Source organism: Paenibacillus gallinarum, from assembly GCF_014836635.1.
Taxonomy (GTDB): domain Bacteria; phylum Bacillota; class Bacilli; order Paenibacillales; family Paenibacillaceae; genus Paenibacillus; species Paenibacillus gallinarum.
In genome coordinates, this window is sequence record NZ_JACSQL010000001.1 from 941,752 (window position 1) to 959,335 (window position 17,584).

The following is a 17,584-nucleotide window of genomic DNA, read 5'->3' on the forward strand; positions in this document are numbered from 1 at the left end:
TGGACGTCGCTTTTTCCCTGGGGTAAACAGCGAGTCGTAGAAGAAAGAGGGAGGCAGGCTAGTAATTAGCTGCCTTTTATTTGTTATGTGAATAAGAAGATAGTGGGTAAATGGCGATGGAGCTAAGGACAGATAACCCGTGCTCAGCGTTACTGATAGTAGTGTTGGAAAACGTTCCTTCCGTGCTCATGCTCCGCTTGTTTTGTCTGGACGTAAGTAAACTCGGAGAAGTAAGGGGCTATCCATAGCCAAAAGTCGCTATGATCTCGGAATGCATACACAATTAAAGTACAAATACGGAAATCTAATTTAGAACGCTTTTCGTTGGTAAATTACCGTTGTAATGCTCCATGAGACCGCGTAAAGGAGCACGATCACACTTGCCACTCCCATATACAAAGCTGGGGTAGATAAGCTGACGATAAAGTCGGTAATCGTTGGTAATTGTTCAGCTAAAAACGTTACAAGAGGCGGCGCGGCGCCTGATAAGACAATAAATGTAATGAGAATAACTACTGTGATACTGCCTTTGAATATATAAAATAAAGGGAATGTTAGCGCCACAAATGCTAAGAACAAGCTACTGCCAATTGCAACATCAGTAATCGTAAAAGGTTTATCTAAAACAAATAAAGCTATACTTGAAACTCCAATGGATAAGCCCATATAAACAATCGCACCTAGGTAGCGGGATGCAATAATTTGCTTACGTGTATACGGCAAAGAATTTAGCAAAATATTCGTCTCTGCTTTCTCATCGTAGGCATAAGCGTTAAAGGGGATAAAGATACTCGCAACTAGAAAAATAAATGCTGGATCTGAGTTCATCACGATAAAGAATAAGATAAAAGGCATAAAAACGAATAACTGTCTTTTCTGTAGGATTGCGTCACGTCTAATTAAATTAAACATAGCTTTTACTTCCTTTCATGTAATACATGATGTCTTCCAAAGAAGCTCTTTCTATGACAACCGAATCCCCAAATATGTTTTTCACTTCTTTAATGTTATCCGTTAATGCCTCAAATCCAGTTGGGGCAGAATGCACATGGACAAAGGCTTTTTCCGTGTCTCGATCTAACAAATCCATGCCGCCTTTCACAAGCGCATAGTTTTCAGCGATATCAATAATGGACTTATTAAATACTAATTCTCCGTTATGTATAAACGTAATATAATCTGCGATACGATCTAAATCTGTGGTAATATGCGTTGAAAAGAAAAGAGTGCGACTACTATCTATCATTATTTCTTGTAAAAGATCCAGCAGCTCTCGTCTAAAAATAGGGTCTAAGCCTGCTGTTGGTTCGTCCATAATGATCAACTCTGCATGATGGGACAGGGCAATCGCCAATGATGCCTTCATTTGCATCCCCTTAGAAAAAGTTTTTATCGCTTTATTAAGAGGTAAATTGAATTGTTCTAGATATTGATAAAACAAGGCATCATCCCAGTTTTTATAAGCAGGACCAACAATGCGCTTGATATCTTTTAAGTTCAGCCCTTCAAAAAACACATTACCATCGTATACAAACCCAATGCGCTCCTTAATGGCCTTCTCATGTGCCTTGTAGTCTAACCCAAAAATCTTAACTTCCCCATCATCTGGTTTTAATAAATTCATGATCATTTTGATCGTTGTCGACTTACCGGCACCATTTGCGCCGATAAAGCCTGTTACAAAGCCTTGTTTCACCTGCAAATTCATATTTTTAATGGAAAAACCTTTAAAATTTTTCGAGACATTTGTTAATTCAACGGTATTTTCCACTCATTTCACTCCTCATATAAAATCTTCAATAATTGTTGTAATTCATCGAGAGATAGACCAATTTCTCTACTATTCATGATGACTGCACTCAGCTGATCCTCGATCGCCGTAAGCTTGCGCTCTCGAATAACTTCTAAATTTTGTTCTGCGACAAAAGAACCTTTGCCGACAATGGAATATATAAAGCCTGCCTTTTCCAATTCCTCGTAGGCGCGTTTTGTTGTGATTACACTAATGTGTAAATCCTTTGCGAGTTGGCGCATAGAAGGTAACGCAGCTCCATCTTTTAAATCACCTGATAGAATAGACGATTTAATTTGATTCATGATTTGTTCATAAATCGGCTCCTTCGAACTATTAGCAAGAATTATTTGCATGTTAATCCCTCTTCTTTGTTTTTACAGAACTGCTTTTTCTAACTTTAGACAATCCATATACACTAACGAATATTACAAATAATAAAAATACTATTATATTCGTTGTCGGATCGTTAATTCTTGGTATCGCATCCTGAAACACCTTTAAAAGAACGACTATTACGACAAAAATAACGCCTTTAATGGAGACATGTTTCATTATTCCTTTCCTCCTCAATGTGTGATGGAAAGCGATAAATGTATCCGCCTTTCTGAATATTGTATATATACGGTAGTTACATTATATTCAATTATATAACCTCATGCAACTCTTTTTATACATATATTCCCTTTTTCAGAGAATTGTGGTTTTATATGTGTTGGGAAACGTTCCTTCCGTGCTCAGCGTTACTGTTTTGCGTTGGGAAACGTTCCTTCCGTGCTCATGCTCCGCTTGTTTTTGTCTGGACGAAAGTAGATTCGAAGAAGTAAGGGTCCAGCCAAAGCCAAAAGTCGCTATGATCTCGGAATGATCTTATTCCCTGGAGTCACGTTGTAGGGAGGAGTAGGAAAACGGGTATATCGTGCTCAGCGTTACTGTAGTAGTGTTGGGAAACGTTCCTTCCGTGCTCATGCTCCGCTTGTTTTGTCTGGACATAAGTAGATTCGAAGAAGTAAGGGTCCAGTCAAAGCCAAAAGTCGCTATGATCTCGGAATGATCTTATTCCTTGAAGTTACGTTGTAAGGTAAAACCGGGCAAAGCATCCTCCTCACGAGGTAGGGGTAATGGACGTCGCTGTGTCCTTCGGGTAAACAGCGAGTCATAGAAGAAAGAGGAGAGCAGGCTAGTAAATAGCTGCCTTTTATTTGTTATGTGAATAAGAAGATAGTGGGTAAATGGCAATGGAGCTAAAGACAGATAACTTGTGCTCAGCGTTACTGATAGTAGTGTTGAGAAACGTTCCTTCCGTGCTCATGCTCCGCTTGTTTTGTCTGGACGTAGTAGACTCGGAGAAGTAAGGGTCCAGCCAAAGCCAAAAGTCACTATGATCTCGGAATGATCTTATTCCTTGGAGTCACTTTGTTACGTTGTGTGGGATGAAACCGGGCTTTTCTTTCTTTATTTGAAATTGTCCCTTTTTTGGGTGCTCATGTGTTCTAACTTTATAAGATTGAAAATAGTAGAGCTTGAGAGGAGGGGGAATATGGATGAATACCGTGAACATCCTGCAGACGATCAAGTGCTTCGTGTAATTAACCGGGTAAGGGAAGGAGATAGCGAAGCTTATCTATTTATTGTAGAAATATATCAACAAAAAATATTTATGTATTGCTGGAGATTACTCGGAAACCGACAAGATGCGGAGGATGCTGTTCAAGAGATTTTAATAAAAGCATATCAAAATCTGAAAGACTATCGGGACGAAGCACATTTTCAGTCTTGGTTATACATGGTTGCCTATCATCACTGTCTGAATGTCATCAGAAGAGTTCGTTTACTACACCGGATTGCACCTTTGTTTAGAAGTGAGAAATATCTTTCAGACGGCCCTGAGCAGGAACTAGAGAAATGGATATTCAGCGAACCGCTGGAAAAGGCACTTCATAAACTATCAGCTGATGAAAGGAACATCGTCATTCTGTATATTTTTGAAGATAAAAGTTTTAATGAGATTTCTGCTATTGTGAACAAGTCAATGGAATCAGTGAAGAAGAGGTATAGTCGATCAAGGCAGAAGCTTAAGAAATGGATAGAGGAAAGCAAGGGGGAAAATGAATGGGAAGTCACTCAGACCATTTGGAAAAGAAGCTGAGAACCTACGAAAAAAGAATAGATTATAAGGTTGATGTACGTTCTGAGGTTATGAATCAAATCAGTGAAGGCACCGTTTCTACCTACCGCTCAAAAACAAGATTTGTACTTCCTGGGCAGAGAGCGTCTAGGACTCTCGTTTCTGCTTTTGGAGCTTTCCTAATCGTAATACTGCTGTCCTTTACCGCTTATGCTGCTACTGAATTTTTACAATTTCGTGCAAAGGATGGAAAAATACTGCTTGAGACAACAGCTCCTTTGGAACGGATTGATAAAGTAGAACTGTTACATAAGTTATCTTCTCCATACATGAGTCAAGCGCAACGTTCCGTTCTTCCAAGCCAGCCTATTGCTTACTACATAAAAGACGATATGATTAATCATTTGATAAGTGAAGTTAGTCCTGACGGGGGATTGCTCGGTTTTCAAGGAAATCAGATCGAATACTATACTCTGCCTACTTTAGAGCTAGAAGCGGAGAAGCTGAACTCTCCAATCACTCATATACCAAGTTCAATTATGGAAGGATATTCTTTTAAATCTGGCGGGATTTATTTAGATATGCCAAAATTATATAATACAGATGGTACTCCGAATGAGAGATATTGGAAGATTCAGACTACTTTGGTCGAGGAAGCGAAGGCGGATCAAACAGACAAAAAATTATTCATAAAGACACTGGAATCTGAACAGTTAAGGTCAATTTCCTTACATTATAGGAGAGGGGAAAATAAAGAGGATTATGTGACGGTCCTGGCTTCTTTTACGGATGGTGTTAAACAAGAGGTGCAGCAAGAAGAAGGGATGACTGCCGAAAAAGGTCTAGTAAATGGAAAAGAGATTCTTTACTTGAAGTATGAAGGAGACAACTCCCATCAAGTGATCAAATGGATCGATGAAACGTCAGGGGCTTATTATCATATACATGACACGAAGAATAGCAAGCTCAGTAAGCAAGATTTCTTGAAAATAGCGGAGGAATTCGTACATTAATTCGTTTAGGTTACATAAACACCCATTCAGATCAGGAAGGAAACAAGAAGATGAGAATCCGCTCAGCTATACAATTAGATGCCGTTCAGATTGCTGAAGTTCATGTGAACAGTTGGAGAACAACGTATAAAGGAATCGTTCCAGATTCGTATCTAGATAACTTATCTGTTGCAAAACGCACTTTACTATGGGAAAAGCAGCTAGATGGAGGAAACGAAGGAAGCAAAATATTTGTTGCTGAGAACGAGGCAGGTCAGATTGTAGGCTTTGTGAGTGGAGGACTCAATCGACTGGAAAGTATGCCTTTTGATAGTGAAATCTATGCTATCTATTTACTCGAAGAATATCAAAGACAGGGCATTGGAGAACTACTCATGTCTTCAATCACAAGTTTTCTAACAGATCAAGGATATAAATCCACCTATTTGTGGGCTCTAGAGGATAATCGCTATCGGTTTTTCTATGAAAAACTTGGTGGAGTCCCTAAAGGCCGTGAAGAGATAGAGATCGGCAGTGTAAAACTCGGGGAAATTGCTTATGGATGGGATCATCTAGATCGTCTAAAAGTACAGAAATAAAAATAAAGCAAAACGTAGAGTAATTGTTTCAATGATGTAAATATATGGGTAATCCTGATGTACCGGAACATCACGTATCTTGCAGTCACTTGGGAAATACCAAATGAAGAAGGAGGCTGTCACGTATGTCCAACTCCATAGACCGTTTTATAATCAGGAAATTAAATAGTTGCGAAGAAGAGCATACGAAAGAGCATCTTTTAGAGCTGTTTATGATTCGAATTGAGATGGCAGAACAAATGGAGGAGCTGATGAGTCGGCGTAAATCAGTATTTGCATATAATTATGTATGTTAATGAAAAGGTGCTGTCTGAGGACTTCTAATCGTAGAGGTCCTCTTTTCTTTGGGCAACTCTCTACAGAGAAAAGCACCACCCCTTAATAAAGGGATAGTGCGAGTGTGTCATTCTCACTGATGCTGTGCAAAATAGCCTCACTACCAATAATCTCGATACTAATCAGCGTATTTAAACATTTCTGTAATGCACGTTTACCGTGGTTAATCTTTGTTTCTAAAGCACTGCTAAGAAGTTTTAATGTTTTTTGAACAGGTTGTTTGTTTTCTGTGTTAAAGTAAACCGGGATTTTTTTGTCTTGAAAAAAGATTAATGTTCTCATTGAAATCACCTCAACTGGATTACTAGAGTTATTTCATATTGCTAATACTATATTCCGTTGCTTAAAATTACCTTAAAATAAGCTTATGTAAACATAAAGAACACCAATGTTTGCAAAGTGTTCACAATTTGGTTGTGAGCAACTAATGATTTCGATTGTAGAAACATTAAAAAATGATGTCGATAAATATTCTTTTTAGGGGTAAAAATTGGAAATAAGTAAGTCAATAGTAATAGATTCCTGTGTTGAAACTAGGTATTTAGCTTTAAAAATGAAATCATAACATTGCAATTAAGTATCATCTGTAAGAAAATATGATAGATTATAGGATGTGCTTAGTCATTAATACAGGTGAAATATGATTTAGGACGATGGACATAGTCAAAAAGGGTGTGAATGGAATGATTCTCACAGTGGTACAAGGCAGACAGGGGACAGAGTGGCTTGACTTAGAAGTTCCGGATGAAAGCACAATTCAATACGTGAAATCAGTGCTTGCTGTTCGAATTTTTAATGAGCCTCCACAAGATCATGTTCAATATATAGTAGAAGCTAAATTTCCAGGTTCCCATTGGTTTGTGTTGCCGGATACGAAGCTGCTGTCTGAAACCGGGCTTCGAGAAGGAAGTTATGTTCGATTACAAAAAACGTTCTCTACAACAGATAAAGAGGCACCCGTTATTGGCAAACGTCTTTTATTTCAAACAGGATCTCATACATAGCCAAGAGGAGGAACTTTCATGAATATTTTGTACCAGCGTTCCCCCCGTATGAAAGAAGTGCTCAAAAAAGAAACCGTGGAGATTTTACGTCCTCCGGTTGAACCGAATAAACCGACCTTTTCTCTCATTTCTATTATTATACCGATCGTAATGACCGCCGTTACGGTTAGTTTGTATTTCTATTTAAGTAAGTCAGGGAAACTCAGTAACAGCAGTTATATGACAATTCAGATGGTTATGATGTCGATGATGCTGATGACCTATACGATTCCATTTTTCGTATATTTAGGTAATAAGAAGGACTATAAGCGAAAGATTGAAGAGCGAGATCAGATGTATAGATCTGAACTTCAGAAACATCGGGATGAGCTTACACGGGAAGCCGACCGTCAGGTACAGATAATGCATGAAATTCATGGTGACCCTGAAGTTTGCTGTCAAATCGTTAAGAACAAACACAGTTCCCTATGGGAACGGTCTCCTGAGGATGATGATTTCTTACAAGTACGTGCAGGAACCGGAGAGGTTCCGTTTCGTATTTCTGTAGTACCGCCTAGACAAGACGGGTATGAGAAAGAACCGCTGATTGAGGCAGCACATGAACTGGCAGAAGATTTCCGTATGGTAAAAGACGCATCCATTGTTCTTCCTATCTATGAATCAAAAGTGGTAGGAATCGTCGGCGAACGAGAAGATGTGTTGTCTATGCTACGGGTAATTGTTACGCAGCTGACCACGAGACATTCTCCTGATGAAATGAAGCTTGCCGCTTTTTATGAAGACAAAGAGGCGGATGAATGGGAATGGATGCGATGGTTTCCTCATTTTTGGGATGACGAACGTGATCAAAGGTATATGGCTGACAGGCACAGCGGAGTGCACCAGTTAGCCGACCATCTATATACGTTACTTCACCGCCGTAAAATGACTCGAAAAGAAAGAGGAAAGAAAAGTCCCGATCTTCCTTGCTATGTGGTGTTGTTGTCAGAAAGAGACATCATTGAAGAGGAACCTTTACTTCCCCTCATTCTAGAAGATGCTGAGACGGTCACTACATGTACTATCATTCTTGCCTCACGTAAAGAATACCTGCCTATGCATTGTCAGCTTGTGGTTGAAGCAGGGAAAAAACAAGGCAGTTACTCCAAAAAAACGGAGCAGGCAGATGTCATACATCAATCCTTTGTTCCTGATCGAATGACCAGAGAAGAAGCGGAAATTAGTGCAAGGCACTTGGCACCGCTTCGATTGAAACGTTCATCCGCCTCGGATATTCCGCCGCTGCTTCCGCTTTTTGATATGCTGGAAGTTTCGAGAGTCGAGCAATTGAATATCGAATCCAGATGGGCTGGAAATCGTCATCCGAATACTCTGCCTGTTCCCATGGGAGTACGCGCAGGCGGAAAACGCGTATATATTAATTTACATGATAAAATAGAGAGACAAGGCCATGGTCCTCACGGACTTATCGCAGGAACAACAGGTTCAGGGAAGAGTGAGGTTATTCAATCGATTGTAGCTTCGCTTGCTTCTGAGTTTCATCCGCATGATCTGGCATTTATGCTAATCGACTATAAAGGCGGAGGAATGTCTAACACATTCAATAACTTGCCTCATGTGGTAGGTACAATTACGAATCTTGATCAATCATTAATAGAAAGAGCTAAAATTTCACTGCGAGCAGAGCTTGTTCGAAGACAGAAACTACTTAATGATGCAGGAAATTTACAACATATAGATGAGTATTATAAATGGCTTGGTTCTCATCATGCAGAGCCCCTGCCGCATCTCGTCATTATTATTGATGAGTTTGCTCAGCTGAAGAGAGAACAGCCTGAATTTATGGATGAACTAATCAGTATTGCTGCGATTGGCAGAACCTTGGGCGTCCATCTAATCCTAGCTACTCAGAAACCAGCAGGTGTCGTCGATGATAAAATATGGAGTAACTCAAGATTCCGCATTTGTCTGCGAGTTCAAAGTGAAGGCGATAGCCGGGATATGATAAAAATACCGAATGCAGCCTGGATTACAAAGCCCGGACGCGGCTATTTTCAGGTTGGTAGTGATGAAGTATTTGAGGAAATGCAGTTTGCTTGGAGCGGAGCACCTTATACATCCAGCGAGGAAGATAGTGCTTCATCTCTTCCGCTGATGGAAGTGAGACTGAATGGCAAAAGGGAACCTTTGCTTACGGGAGAACGAGTAACGATGATGAAATCAGAGGGTTCTTCTAAACAGCTCCAGGTATTTATAGATTACATTGCAGAGATGGCTGAAAAGCAGGGAATCAAACGGTTACAGGGTCCTTGGCTTCCACCTTTACCTGAACTGATCGAGCTTGATGAGATTACATCTCAAGGATCAAAGACCTCGGATGAGGCAGGCGAAGGAATGTCATGGGAACCGGTCGTAGGATTACTGGATGATCTGCCGAATCAAAAACAGGTGCCACTGCGAATCTCACTTCATTCTGGACATTATGCGATTTACGGTATGCCGGGTCTCGGAAAAACAACGTTTGTTCAAACTCTCTTGATGTCACTTGCCGAGGATAACGACAGTCCATGGCATGGATACGTCATTGATATGGGCCGCATGATGAGAGAATTCAAAAATTTACCTCAGATCGGCGGTGTAATGACTGCAGAGGATGATGATCGGATTAAACGTTTATTCCGTTACTTGTCCAAAGTATTCATGCAAAGAAGAGAGATGATAGCAGATGCAGGTGTCAAAACCATCTCTGCTTTCCGCAGAGGAACGGGACAAAGAATCCCACAAGTTCTTGTTGTTATCGATGGATATTTATCTTTCCGCAATTCCTACCCCGATGAGAATGAACAACTTGAGATTCTGCTAAGAGAAGGAGCAAGCCTAGGTATTACATTCGTAATTACTGCGAATCGGATCACAGACATTTTTGAAAAAGTAAGAAGTAATATTTCGAATGCGATTTCTTTTGAAATGGCAGATCCAAGTGATTATTATTATGCAGTTGGAAGACCTTCTCGGGTGCCGAATGGTTATCCGCCAGGCAGAGCCCTTGTTAAAGGGCAGACCCCGCCGCTAGAATTCCAAGTAGCTCTTCCTGTTAGAGGAAGAGAGGAATCAGAGCGGGCAGAACAGCTGAAAATGCGTATTCAAAAAATCAATAATCAGTATTTGGGACCGGAGGTTCCACAAATCGAACCGCTGCCTGATGTAGTAACGCTCTCGGAGCTTCTTTCTGGAGAGGACAGACTACAAGAGGAAACGGCTATTTATAAAGTCCCTGTGGGACTTATGACAGACGATCTTTCCTTATTTCATATTAGCCTTAGAGAAGGACCGCACTTTATGGTGGCAAGTCCCATGGAAGGCGGGAAATCCAGCTTTTTAATGACTTGGATGTTATCTCTTGCCTATCATCATTCGCCTGAACAGTTAAATATGTATACGATTGATACGAGGTATGGAGAGCACGGACTAGGTCAACTAAAAGATCTGCCGCATGTTTATAAACACGCGGCCCGGGAAGAGGAGCTTGCTCCTCTCATCCAAGAGGTATATGAGAGAGTGATGAAACTATCTTCTGATACTTGTGGACCTGAGATTGTCTTGTTCATTGATGATGCGGATACTTTAGCAAAACAGATGAATGATTTCTCAATGAAAGATCAGCTTGGTGTAATTGTAAGACAGGGAAGAGACCGGGGTGTACATGTAGTGTTGTCTGGTGTAGCTGCCGACTTTCCAACCTTTGGGGCTGATTGGGTGACGGATGTAAAAGCATCGCAAAGTGGATTGTTATTTGGTACGCTTGACCCTAATGATTTATCCTCCTTCCGTATACCTTATTCAGAATCGAGCGCGGCATCGAATGGTCTAAAAGTCCTTCCGCCGGGCCAAGGGTACTATGTAAAACGAAGGTTTTCTAGGATTAAAGCTGCTCTGCCATGGAATAACACCAAAGAATGTGCTGAATGGATTAGAAAAATTCGTGACCGATGGCATGTTGTAGTTTGAAGGGAGGTGGCTCATAATGTTGACGGTTCATCATTCCAAACAGAAGGTAGTAACATTGGAACGAACAGAACTGTTTTTTCTGGCCGGAATCTTAGGATCTGACCGATTGCTTGGCATTGATGATCCTTTTCTAGGTTATTTAACAGAAGATATTGTTAAGGAATGGGATAAGGTTAAGGAAGCCTTGTTGCAAAAAGGTTACTTGATTCAAGATGAAGGCTCCAGTGATATCACGATGACACCGACCGTGTTCTCAAGAGTTGCCATTGCAGGATTATCCTCTAGAGCATTCCGTTTTCAATATGAAGATAAAGGTAGTAGTTATGAAGGGTACCTGCACTGCACAAATGAGCGCGTAGTGGAAGTGACCCCGACACAAGAAGAGCAGGTAACCTACCAATTATCCGATCTTGGTAACGTAGAACAGGCATGTGAAGCTGTTGTCGATAAAATTAAATGGAGTCAAGAGAAAATAAGTGAAAATATTCCTGCATTAATGTTCTCAAAGAAAAAGTTTTATGAGAATATAAAGCAATACCAGGAATTGGACTCACTCAGTCAAGCTCTTGCAGAAGATTGTCATGACAGGCAAGGAGCTCACGCACTTGCTAAAACGATTATAGAAAAGCAGACAGAAGGAGAATTTCAGCTGCTTGTCTGGAACGGACAGGAGTGGGAATCTCAATCTGCTGCGTTTATATCTGGTCCTTCCGTTAATTGGTTGTTACGTATGAGTACGATGGGAAAAGGGGATTGGCTCGTTGCTTCTCCGGCAACGAAAGAACAGTTTAAGGAAATGCTTTTCGATTGGCTGAATCAGCCTCTAGATCAAGAAGAAAGGTGATGCATTATGCGCATTCGTGTGGAACCGAATGTGCTTCGAACGCTTAGCAGTCAATTGAAGCTCGCGGCGGAGCAAATTCAGCAAACTATTGTTGTTTTGGAGAGAGCTCTCAGTACTATCGAGGGAGATACAGCTGTTCATGAAGGTATCGTTTATGAATGGATGAGATCAAAGCAGCTGGCTTCGTATATCGAAACAGAGCTTGAGAGATTTAGCTCCGAGTTGTCGCGGAAGGCAGAAGATTTTACTCGTGCAGACGAAGATTATCATACCGTTTTATCTTATATTGATTATTCTAATGTCTCACCAATGCGCATGCTGCAATCTCAACAGATTACTTCTTTAAGAAATAACGAGCTGACATCTTTTGCGGTATCTAACCCGAAATCTGCTTTAATGGCAATTCATCAATCGGCTAGTTCTGATGATGGAAATGGGATAGGAGTGCTCCTCCAAGCTTCTGAAACAAATCCAAGAGGTTGGATTTTTAAGGACCCAGCTATAGGAGGAAAGGCGGGTTAATAGAATCTATTTAACTTTTATTAGCTGCGATTAGCTTCTCATTTGCGTAAATATAGAATTACAGATGAACTAATAAGTAAGGAAAACCTTTACCAACTCTTTGTTTGCGGAAGTTTCATTCTTGCTGAATGGGGTTTATTTACAATTAGGACCAATGACTTTAGACAGCTCTAAAGCCATTTTGGTACAATTTTTTCAGGAATTAACTAAATTTTGAAGAATAATAAGGAGGAATATCATTCTATGTCAGGTCGCATTCTCATTTCCCCGGAGCAAGTGGATCAAGTAGCGAATCAATTTAAACAAAGCGGTGAGCAAAGTCAACAGATCGTTTCTAGTTTGACTCAATCCATTAATGGTATGGAAGGTCAATGGGAAGGGATGACAAAACAACGCTTCTTCACTGAGTTTCAGGAAGCAAGCAAACAAATGCAAAGTTTTGTTCAAACCTTGAATAGCATCAGTACAGAACTTACCGCGATTGCTCAGAAATTCCGTTCCGTTGACCAATCTCGCTAATCTGTTGTCACAAGATTTTAATTATACTTACATGAGTTAGGAAATGGATTCACTACATTTAAACAATAGCTTTATCAACCTGGAAACCGGGAGTTAACATAACTTCCGGTTTTCTTGCATCGACAACGAAAAGAGAGGGATGTTCATGTCTTTTCAACCCAATCCGGGGGATCAGCTCCATATTAATGGGGTTACTTACCAGGTGGGACAACATCCGGCTGCCCCTGGCATTGCATATGCACAGACGGGAAGACAAGGTACCGTATATAAGTTGATTCCTGCCGACGGTAACGAATATGAATCCAAAGCGTTAAAAGTGTTTTTCCCTAAGTTCCGTGTCCCCGCCATGGTCTATCAATCTGAACAGATGGAAAAGTATAGCGAAGTGTCAGGCTTGCAGGTTTGCAATCGTGACGTGCTCACTCCTGAAAGAAACGGAAAATTAATTAGTGAGCATGGGGATCTACTATACTCAGTGCTTATGCCATGGATCGGCGGGATTACCTGGTTCGATATCATATGTGACAAAAAACGTTTGACTCCTAGTGAAAGTCTGACACTTGCGGCCTCTTTTGCCGGGATCGGATCTGCTATGGAGCAAAGAGGGATTGCACACTGTGATCTATCAGCCCCCAATGTACTTATTCCGTTTTTTTCCGAAGATGAACAGCCTGAAGGCTCTGCAGCAGTGGAACTCGTTGATGTGGAACAGATTTATAGTCCGAAAATGGACAGACCCGATGCTTTATTAGCAGGTTCAGCTGGATATGCTGCCCACCGTATCGTGAACAGCGGTTTATGGAGCAGTTATGCAGATCGTTTTGCAGGAGCCGTGATTCTTGCAGAAATGCTTGGTTACTGTGATAAAGAGATCGTGGACCTTACTTACGGTGAAAGTTATTTTGATCAGCGCGAACTTCAAACGGGCTGTGAGAGATACATGAAGCTTATGCACTTTTTAGAAACAAGATATGGTCGCAAAATTTCGGAATTATTCAGCAGAGCATGGAATAGTCAGGATCTAAGCAGCTGTCCTACTTTTGGAGAATGGTTAATTGCCCTTTCTAATGTTGAACTTCAGCCGGAAGAAGATAAGGATGAAGTTCAAGCGGACACTGATGATGAAGGATTAACAGCAGGTGCGGTTATCAATAAACCTTTGGAAGTAGAATCTGCCATTCATACGATAGATCAGGAGATCTTGAGTACTCCATCTAACCTTTCGGCAGAATCTAGTGCTCAGAATGAGCAACTGACTAGCAAAGTTTGGACATCCGAAGAAATACAATATGAGATTCAAAAAGCAAGAGACTTAGAGAAAAGCGGAGAGGTTATACCTGCTATAGATGCTTATCGTTCTGTTCTTTCCAAAACAGAATCTGGCAGCGCGTTATCCGTTGAGATTAGTGCTGCGATCCAGCAGCTTGAAGCCGATCATCTCAAAAAGGATGAAGGCGATACTATAAAAGTTCCTCCATTCTGGCAGCGTAATAAAAAACTAACCATTGCAGCAGCAGTTGTCGTAATTGTCTCAGCAATCGCTATTCCTGGGGTGCACACCCTCGCGGAACGTGCAGAGACAAAACAAGCACTTCTTTTGCAAGAGGCTGAGCAGATAAAGAAACAAGAGGAGGCTCAGCAGGCTGCCGAAGCTGCCAAGCTTGCGGAAGAAAAGAAGAAACAAGAAGCTGCGGCACTTGCTCAAAAGAAAGCAGATGAAGAAGCTGCTAAAAAAGAGGCCCAGGAGAAAGCTGCATTACAGGCGAAGTACGATAAGCAAGCAAAATATGAAGCTTATCTTGCTAAGGTAGAAGCCAAGAAAGAAGCTGCAAAAAAGGCGGAATTACAAGCGAAATACGATAAACAAGTTAAGTATGAAAAGTATTTGGCAGACAAACAAGCGCTTAAACAGAAACAAGCAGAAGAACAAAAACAAAAGGAAGCGGCTGCAAAATTAGCAGCTCAAAAGGCAGCAGAGAAAAAAGCGGCTGAAAAAAAAGCCGCACAGAAAAAAGCAGAAGAAGCGGCAGCCTTAAAGAAAAAACGTGCTCAAAATGTAGTTCAGCTCATCGCTTCTTATAATTTGGCTTACAATGCTCAGAAAGGCAAAAAAATCGAAAACGCGAGAACGTATGCCAGAGATTTTATGGAGCGCTATGAGAAAGATGCTAGTTACTATAACGGAGTCGGAAAAATATCGCAACGGGTAAAACATATCAAGAAATTTATCAGTAATCGAAGTTATCGTTTACCGAATATTTGATCCATCCTCATTTTATTATTTCTAATTATTTTAGAGGTGAAGGAACAAGAATGAATTATACAATACAAGCCTCACAACGTACGCCTGCACTAATCATTTATTTAATTGATATTAGTGCTTCCATGAATATGATGATGGATAATCGTCGACGGATGGACATTGTGTATGATGCTTTGTCACTCGCCATACGCCAAATGGTTTTTCGCTCCACGAAAGGGAATAGACTCACTCCAAGATATCGAATTGCCATTCTGGCTTACAGTGATGATGTATATGATTTACTTGGCGGCGTGAAAGGAATTGACGAGATTGCAGCCATTGGCTCACTCCCAGACCTGACGCCGATGCGGTTTTCAGATTCGGCCAAAGCTTTTCTACAAGCGGAGAAGATTTTGCAAAGCGAGCTGCCTCATATGCAAGATTGTCCTGCACCGCTTATCTGTCATATGACAGATGGGGTTGCAACAGGGGAAGATCCTGAACCAATTGCAAAACGAATTATGAATATGAGTGTGCCGGATGGAAATGTTCTAATTGAAAATATATTTATTTCGGATCATCTTCTGGATGCGCCTATTACAGAGCCGAGAAGATGGGGCGGTATTTTAATAGATACCGAATTAAAGGATGAACATGGGGAGAAGCTGCGAGCTATGTCATCAGTTCTTCCTGAGAGTTATCGGGAAATGTTGATGGAAGCAGACTACTTATTATCCCCCGGTTCATTAATGATGCTGCCTGGCTCATGCGCAGAATTGGTCTCGATTGGATTCCAAATGTCAGCAGCTACGCCGGTAAGGTAAGGAGGAGAAGGGTTTGAAGTCTTTGCGAACGTCAGTACCAGATCGTGGAAAGCAGCTCTTCTCCGAGGACACTTTTCATTATGTAAGTTCACAACATACGAACCAGTCTTTATCCACGTATAAAGGACGCTGGCTCTGTCGATATGGATACGGTCTATCCTTTGAAACGGCATCTTATGGCGATAAAGGACAGGATTTTGCAGCGGTTCATATTCAGGGTGATGTATGTACCTTTGTACTCTGTGATGGAGTGTCCATGAGTTATCATGGGGATTTTGCTGCAAGATATCTTGGAGAAGCGTTATGCGCATGGATGAACGAAACCAAAGACTGGTCTTCTTCATTGTTATATCAATTTTTGATGAGCCTTACCATTCCCGCTTCGCGTGAGCTTAGTAACTACGCAGATAGTCAGAATGTAAATATTCCAATGATGCTGCAGGAAGTGCTTGAAACGAAGAAAAAATTAGGAAGCCAGTCCATGTATATCTGCGGAAAAATAAAGCTCGGCACCGGTAAAAAAGGAAGTCGTTTGCAGCTTGCTTGGCAGGGTGACTCTAGAATTCGGCTTTTCCGCAGCGGGAAAGAGATGGATCACTCTTTTGACAAAACGAGAAGGACATCAGAACGGTGGTCAACAGCAGAAGGACCCATTGGAGGAAGTCCTCATGTGTACGAACAAACATTTCCGGTTGGAGAAGATGTTGTACTTCGTTTATACACAGATGGAATGGGTGAACTTGATCCGATTGGAATTCATTTACCTGATGAGGAAATTCAAGTGTTGATGGATGCGCCGCATACAGGTGGACTCGAAGATGATGCTGCTTTTATTGAATTGAACTGGAAATCATAAATAGTTGTTAAAAATTCACTCCTTTGGGTAGGCTGTCTAAGAGAATTTCTATATATCTCTGGATCAGAGACCTCAAAGGAGTGATTTTATATGTCATCATCTTCGGAAAATGGATTGCGCTTTTCAGGGAAAACAGCGATTGTTACGGGGGCAGGCTCTGGTATCGGCAAAGCAGCGGCGTTAAAGCTAGCGAAAGAAGGGGCTAATATTGCTTTATTTGACCTGATCGATGAACGTACGGAAGAAACGAAAAAATCGATTGAACAGATGAATTTGGGTCAAGTGGTCTCTTATGATGTAGATATATCTGATCCAAATCGTGTGGAGAAATCAGTAAATGATACGATCGATAAGTTTGGTGGAATTGATATTGTGTTTGCGAATGCCGGTATTAATGGTGTTGTCGCTCCTATTGAAGATATTGATATTCAGGATTGGCATAACACGATAAACACAAACTTAGGAGGCACATTTTTTACGGTGAAATTCGTATTGCCTCATATGAAAAAAAGAAATGGTGGAAGTATTATCATTACCAGCTCCATTAATGGGAATTACACATTTTCGAATATAGGCATGTCAGCGTATAGTACCTCAAAGGCAGGGCAAGTCGCTTTTGCTAAAATGGCGGCTCTTGAACTCGCCAAATTTAAAATTCGGGTGAATGTGATATGCCCGGGTGCGATTACGACGCATATTGATCAGAGTACGGATACATCGGAAGAGCTTAGTGAAGTTTCGATCAAGATGGAATTTCCCGACGGAAGACAGCCGCTCTCTCATGGACCGGGAACACCCGATCAAGTTGCGGAACTGGTTGCTTTTTTAGCTTCCGATGCTGCGCAGCATATTACAGGGGCACAAATTGTGATTGATGGAGCGGAGTCTCTCCTCAGCTAATGCAGCATATCGCCTAGA

18 protein-coding genes are annotated in these 17,584 nt (G+C 41.1%); 13 read left to right on the top strand and 5 right to left on the bottom strand.

From position 1 onward, the window contains the following. Positions 1-309 precede the first annotated feature (309 nt). Genes H9647_RS04580 through H9647_RS04595 form a run of 4 tightly spaced genes read right to left on the bottom strand, consistent with a single transcriptional unit; the run spans position 310 to position 2,347 of the window. Positions 310-912, bottom strand: a complete 603-nt coding sequence (locus tag H9647_RS04580; RefSeq protein ID WP_191798516.1) for an ABC-2 transporter permease — start codon at positions 910-912, stop codon at positions 310-312. Then, positions 905-1,771, bottom strand: coding sequence for an ABC transporter ATP-binding protein (locus tag H9647_RS04585; protein WP_191798517.1), 867 nt, complete (start codon positions 1,769-1,771; stop codon positions 905-907). The genes H9647_RS04580 and H9647_RS04585 overlap by 8 nt, the downstream gene beginning before the upstream one ends. A gap of 5 nt (positions 1,772-1,776) precedes the next feature. Continuing rightward, positions 1,777-2,148, bottom strand: coding sequence for a GntR family transcriptional regulator (locus H9647_RS04590; RefSeq protein ID WP_191798518.1), 372 nt, complete (start codon positions 2,146-2,148; stop codon positions 1,777-1,779). A 1-nt stretch (position 2,149) separates the two neighbouring features. After that, positions 2,150-2,347, bottom strand: coding sequence for a hypothetical protein (locus H9647_RS04595; protein WP_191798519.1), 198 nt, complete (start codon positions 2,345-2,347; stop codon positions 2,150-2,152). Between the two features lie 985 nt (positions 2,348-3,332). Here H9647_RS04595 and H9647_RS04600 point away from each other — a divergent pair. From H9647_RS04600 to H9647_RS04615, 4 genes are all read left to right on the top strand, one after another. After that, positions 3,333-3,941 (top strand): RNA polymerase sigma factor, encoded by a 609-nt coding sequence (locus tag H9647_RS04600; protein WP_191798520.1) that lies wholly within the window; start codon positions 3,333-3,335, stop codon positions 3,939-3,941. Beyond that, positions 3,905-4,933, top strand: coding sequence for a DUF4367 domain-containing protein (locus H9647_RS04605; protein WP_191798521.1), 1,029 nt, complete (start codon positions 3,905-3,907; stop codon positions 4,931-4,933). The genes H9647_RS04600 and H9647_RS04605 overlap by 37 nt, the downstream gene beginning before the upstream one ends. Positions 4,934-4,983: 50 nt before the next feature. Next, entirely contained in the window at positions 4,984-5,511 is a 528-nt protein-coding gene (locus tag H9647_RS04610; RefSeq protein WP_191798522.1) for a GNAT family N-acetyltransferase, read from the top strand. Positions 5,512-5,636: 125 nt separating this feature from the next. Then, positions 5,637-5,807: a hypothetical protein gene (locus tag H9647_RS04615; protein ID WP_191798523.1), complete on the top strand. Its 171-nt coding sequence runs from the start codon at positions 5,637-5,639 to the stop codon at positions 5,805-5,807. 82 nt (positions 5,808-5,889) lie between these two features. Here the strand turns inward: H9647_RS04615 and H9647_RS04620 are convergent, their stop codons facing one another. Continuing rightward, a complete protein-coding gene (locus H9647_RS04620; protein ID WP_191798524.1) occupies positions 5,890-6,129 on the bottom strand; it encodes a hypothetical protein in 240 nt (79 codons plus the stop codon). Between the two features lie 371 nt (positions 6,130-6,500). On the opposite strand from H9647_RS04620, the gene H9647_RS04625 reads away from it, so the two are divergent. From H9647_RS04625 to H9647_RS04665, 9 genes are all read left to right on the top strand, one after another. Further along, positions 6,501-6,851, top strand: coding sequence for a hypothetical protein (locus H9647_RS04625; protein WP_374705804.1), 351 nt, complete (start codon positions 6,501-6,503; stop codon positions 6,849-6,851). Between the two features lie 18 nt (positions 6,852-6,869). Beyond that, positions 6,870-10,859 (top strand): type VII secretion protein EssC, encoded by a 3,990-nt coding sequence (gene essC, locus H9647_RS04630; protein ID WP_191798525.1) that lies wholly within the window; start codon positions 6,870-6,872, stop codon positions 10,857-10,859. A gap of 16 nt (positions 10,860-10,875) precedes the next feature. Then, on the top strand, positions 10,876-11,703 hold the full coding sequence (locus H9647_RS04635; RefSeq protein ID WP_191798526.1) for a hypothetical protein: 828 nt from the start codon (positions 10,876-10,878) through the stop codon (positions 11,701-11,703). A 6-nt stretch (positions 11,704-11,709) separates the two neighbouring features. Then, the gene (locus H9647_RS04640; RefSeq protein WP_191798527.1) at positions 11,710-12,225 is read left to right on the top strand and encodes a WXG100 family type VII secretion target; all 516 of its coding nucleotides are present in this window, start codon (positions 11,710-11,712) and stop codon (positions 12,223-12,225) included. 243 nt (positions 12,226-12,468) lie between these two features. Next, complete coding sequence (locus tag H9647_RS04645) at positions 12,469-12,744, top strand: WXG100 family type VII secretion target (protein ID WP_191798528.1); 276 nt, start codon at positions 12,469-12,471, stop codon at positions 12,742-12,744. A gap of 145 nt (positions 12,745-12,889) precedes the next feature. Next, positions 12,890-15,007 (top strand): serine/threonine-protein kinase, encoded by a 2,118-nt coding sequence (locus H9647_RS04650; protein ID WP_191798529.1) that lies wholly within the window; start codon positions 12,890-12,892, stop codon positions 15,005-15,007. Between the two features lie 50 nt (positions 15,008-15,057). After that, positions 15,058-15,810, top strand: coding sequence for a vWA domain-containing protein (locus H9647_RS04655; protein WP_191798530.1), 753 nt, complete (start codon positions 15,058-15,060; stop codon positions 15,808-15,810). A 13-nt stretch (positions 15,811-15,823) separates the two neighbouring features. Beyond that, entirely contained in the window at positions 15,824-16,666 is an 843-nt protein-coding gene (locus H9647_RS04660) for a hypothetical protein (RefSeq protein WP_191798531.1), read from the top strand. 90 nt (positions 16,667-16,756) lie between these two features. After that, positions 16,757-17,566: an SDR family oxidoreductase gene (locus H9647_RS04665; RefSeq protein ID WP_191798532.1), complete on the top strand. Its 810-nt coding sequence runs from the start codon at positions 16,757-16,759 to the stop codon at positions 17,564-17,566. The last annotated feature ends 18 nt before the right edge of the window (positions 17,567-17,584 follow it).

Coding starts and splice junctions, on each gene's coding strand:
- H9647_RS04580 (WP_191798516.1), bottom strand. CDS start 912: ATGTTTAATTTAATTAGACGTGACGCAATCCTACAGAAAAGACAGTTA.
- H9647_RS04590 (WP_191798518.1), bottom strand. CDS start 2,148: ATGCAAATAATTCTTGCTAATAGTTCGAAGGAGCCGATTTATGAACAA.
- H9647_RS04595 (WP_191798519.1), bottom strand. CDS start 2,347: ATGAAACATGTCTCCATTAAAGGCGTTATTTTTGTCGTAATAGTCGTT.
- H9647_RS04600 (WP_191798520.1), top strand. CDS start 3,333: ATGGATGAATACCGTGAACATCCTGCAGACGATCAAGTGCTTCGTGTA.
- H9647_RS04605 (WP_191798521.1), top strand. CDS start 3,905: ATGGGAAGTCACTCAGACCATTTGGAAAAGAAGCTGAGAACCTACGAA.
- H9647_RS04610 (WP_191798522.1), top strand. CDS start 4,984: ATGAGAATCCGCTCAGCTATACAATTAGATGCCGTTCAGATTGCTGAA.
- H9647_RS04615 (WP_191798523.1), top strand. CDS start 5,637: ATGTCCAACTCCATAGACCGTTTTATAATCAGGAAATTAAATAGTTGC.
- H9647_RS04620 (WP_191798524.1), bottom strand. CDS start 6,129: ATGAGAACATTAATCTTTTTTCAAGACAAAAAAATCCCGGTTTACTTT.
- H9647_RS04625 (WP_374705804.1), top strand. CDS start 6,501: ATGGACATAGTCAAAAAGGGTGTGAATGGAATGATTCTCACAGTGGTA.
- essC (WP_191798525.1), top strand. CDS start 6,870: ATGAATATTTTGTACCAGCGTTCCCCCCGTATGAAAGAAGTGCTCAAA.
- H9647_RS04635 (WP_191798526.1), top strand. CDS start 10,876: ATGTTGACGGTTCATCATTCCAAACAGAAGGTAGTAACATTGGAACGA.
- H9647_RS04640 (WP_191798527.1), top strand. CDS start 11,710: ATGCGCATTCGTGTGGAACCGAATGTGCTTCGAACGCTTAGCAGTCAA.
- H9647_RS04645 (WP_191798528.1), top strand. CDS start 12,469: ATGTCAGGTCGCATTCTCATTTCCCCGGAGCAAGTGGATCAAGTAGCG.
- H9647_RS04650 (WP_191798529.1), top strand. CDS start 12,890: ATGTCTTTTCAACCCAATCCGGGGGATCAGCTCCATATTAATGGGGTT.
- H9647_RS04655 (WP_191798530.1), top strand. CDS start 15,058: ATGAATTATACAATACAAGCCTCACAACGTACGCCTGCACTAATCATT.
- H9647_RS04665 (WP_191798532.1), top strand. CDS start 16,757: ATGTCATCATCTTCGGAAAATGGATTGCGCTTTTCAGGGAAAACAGCG.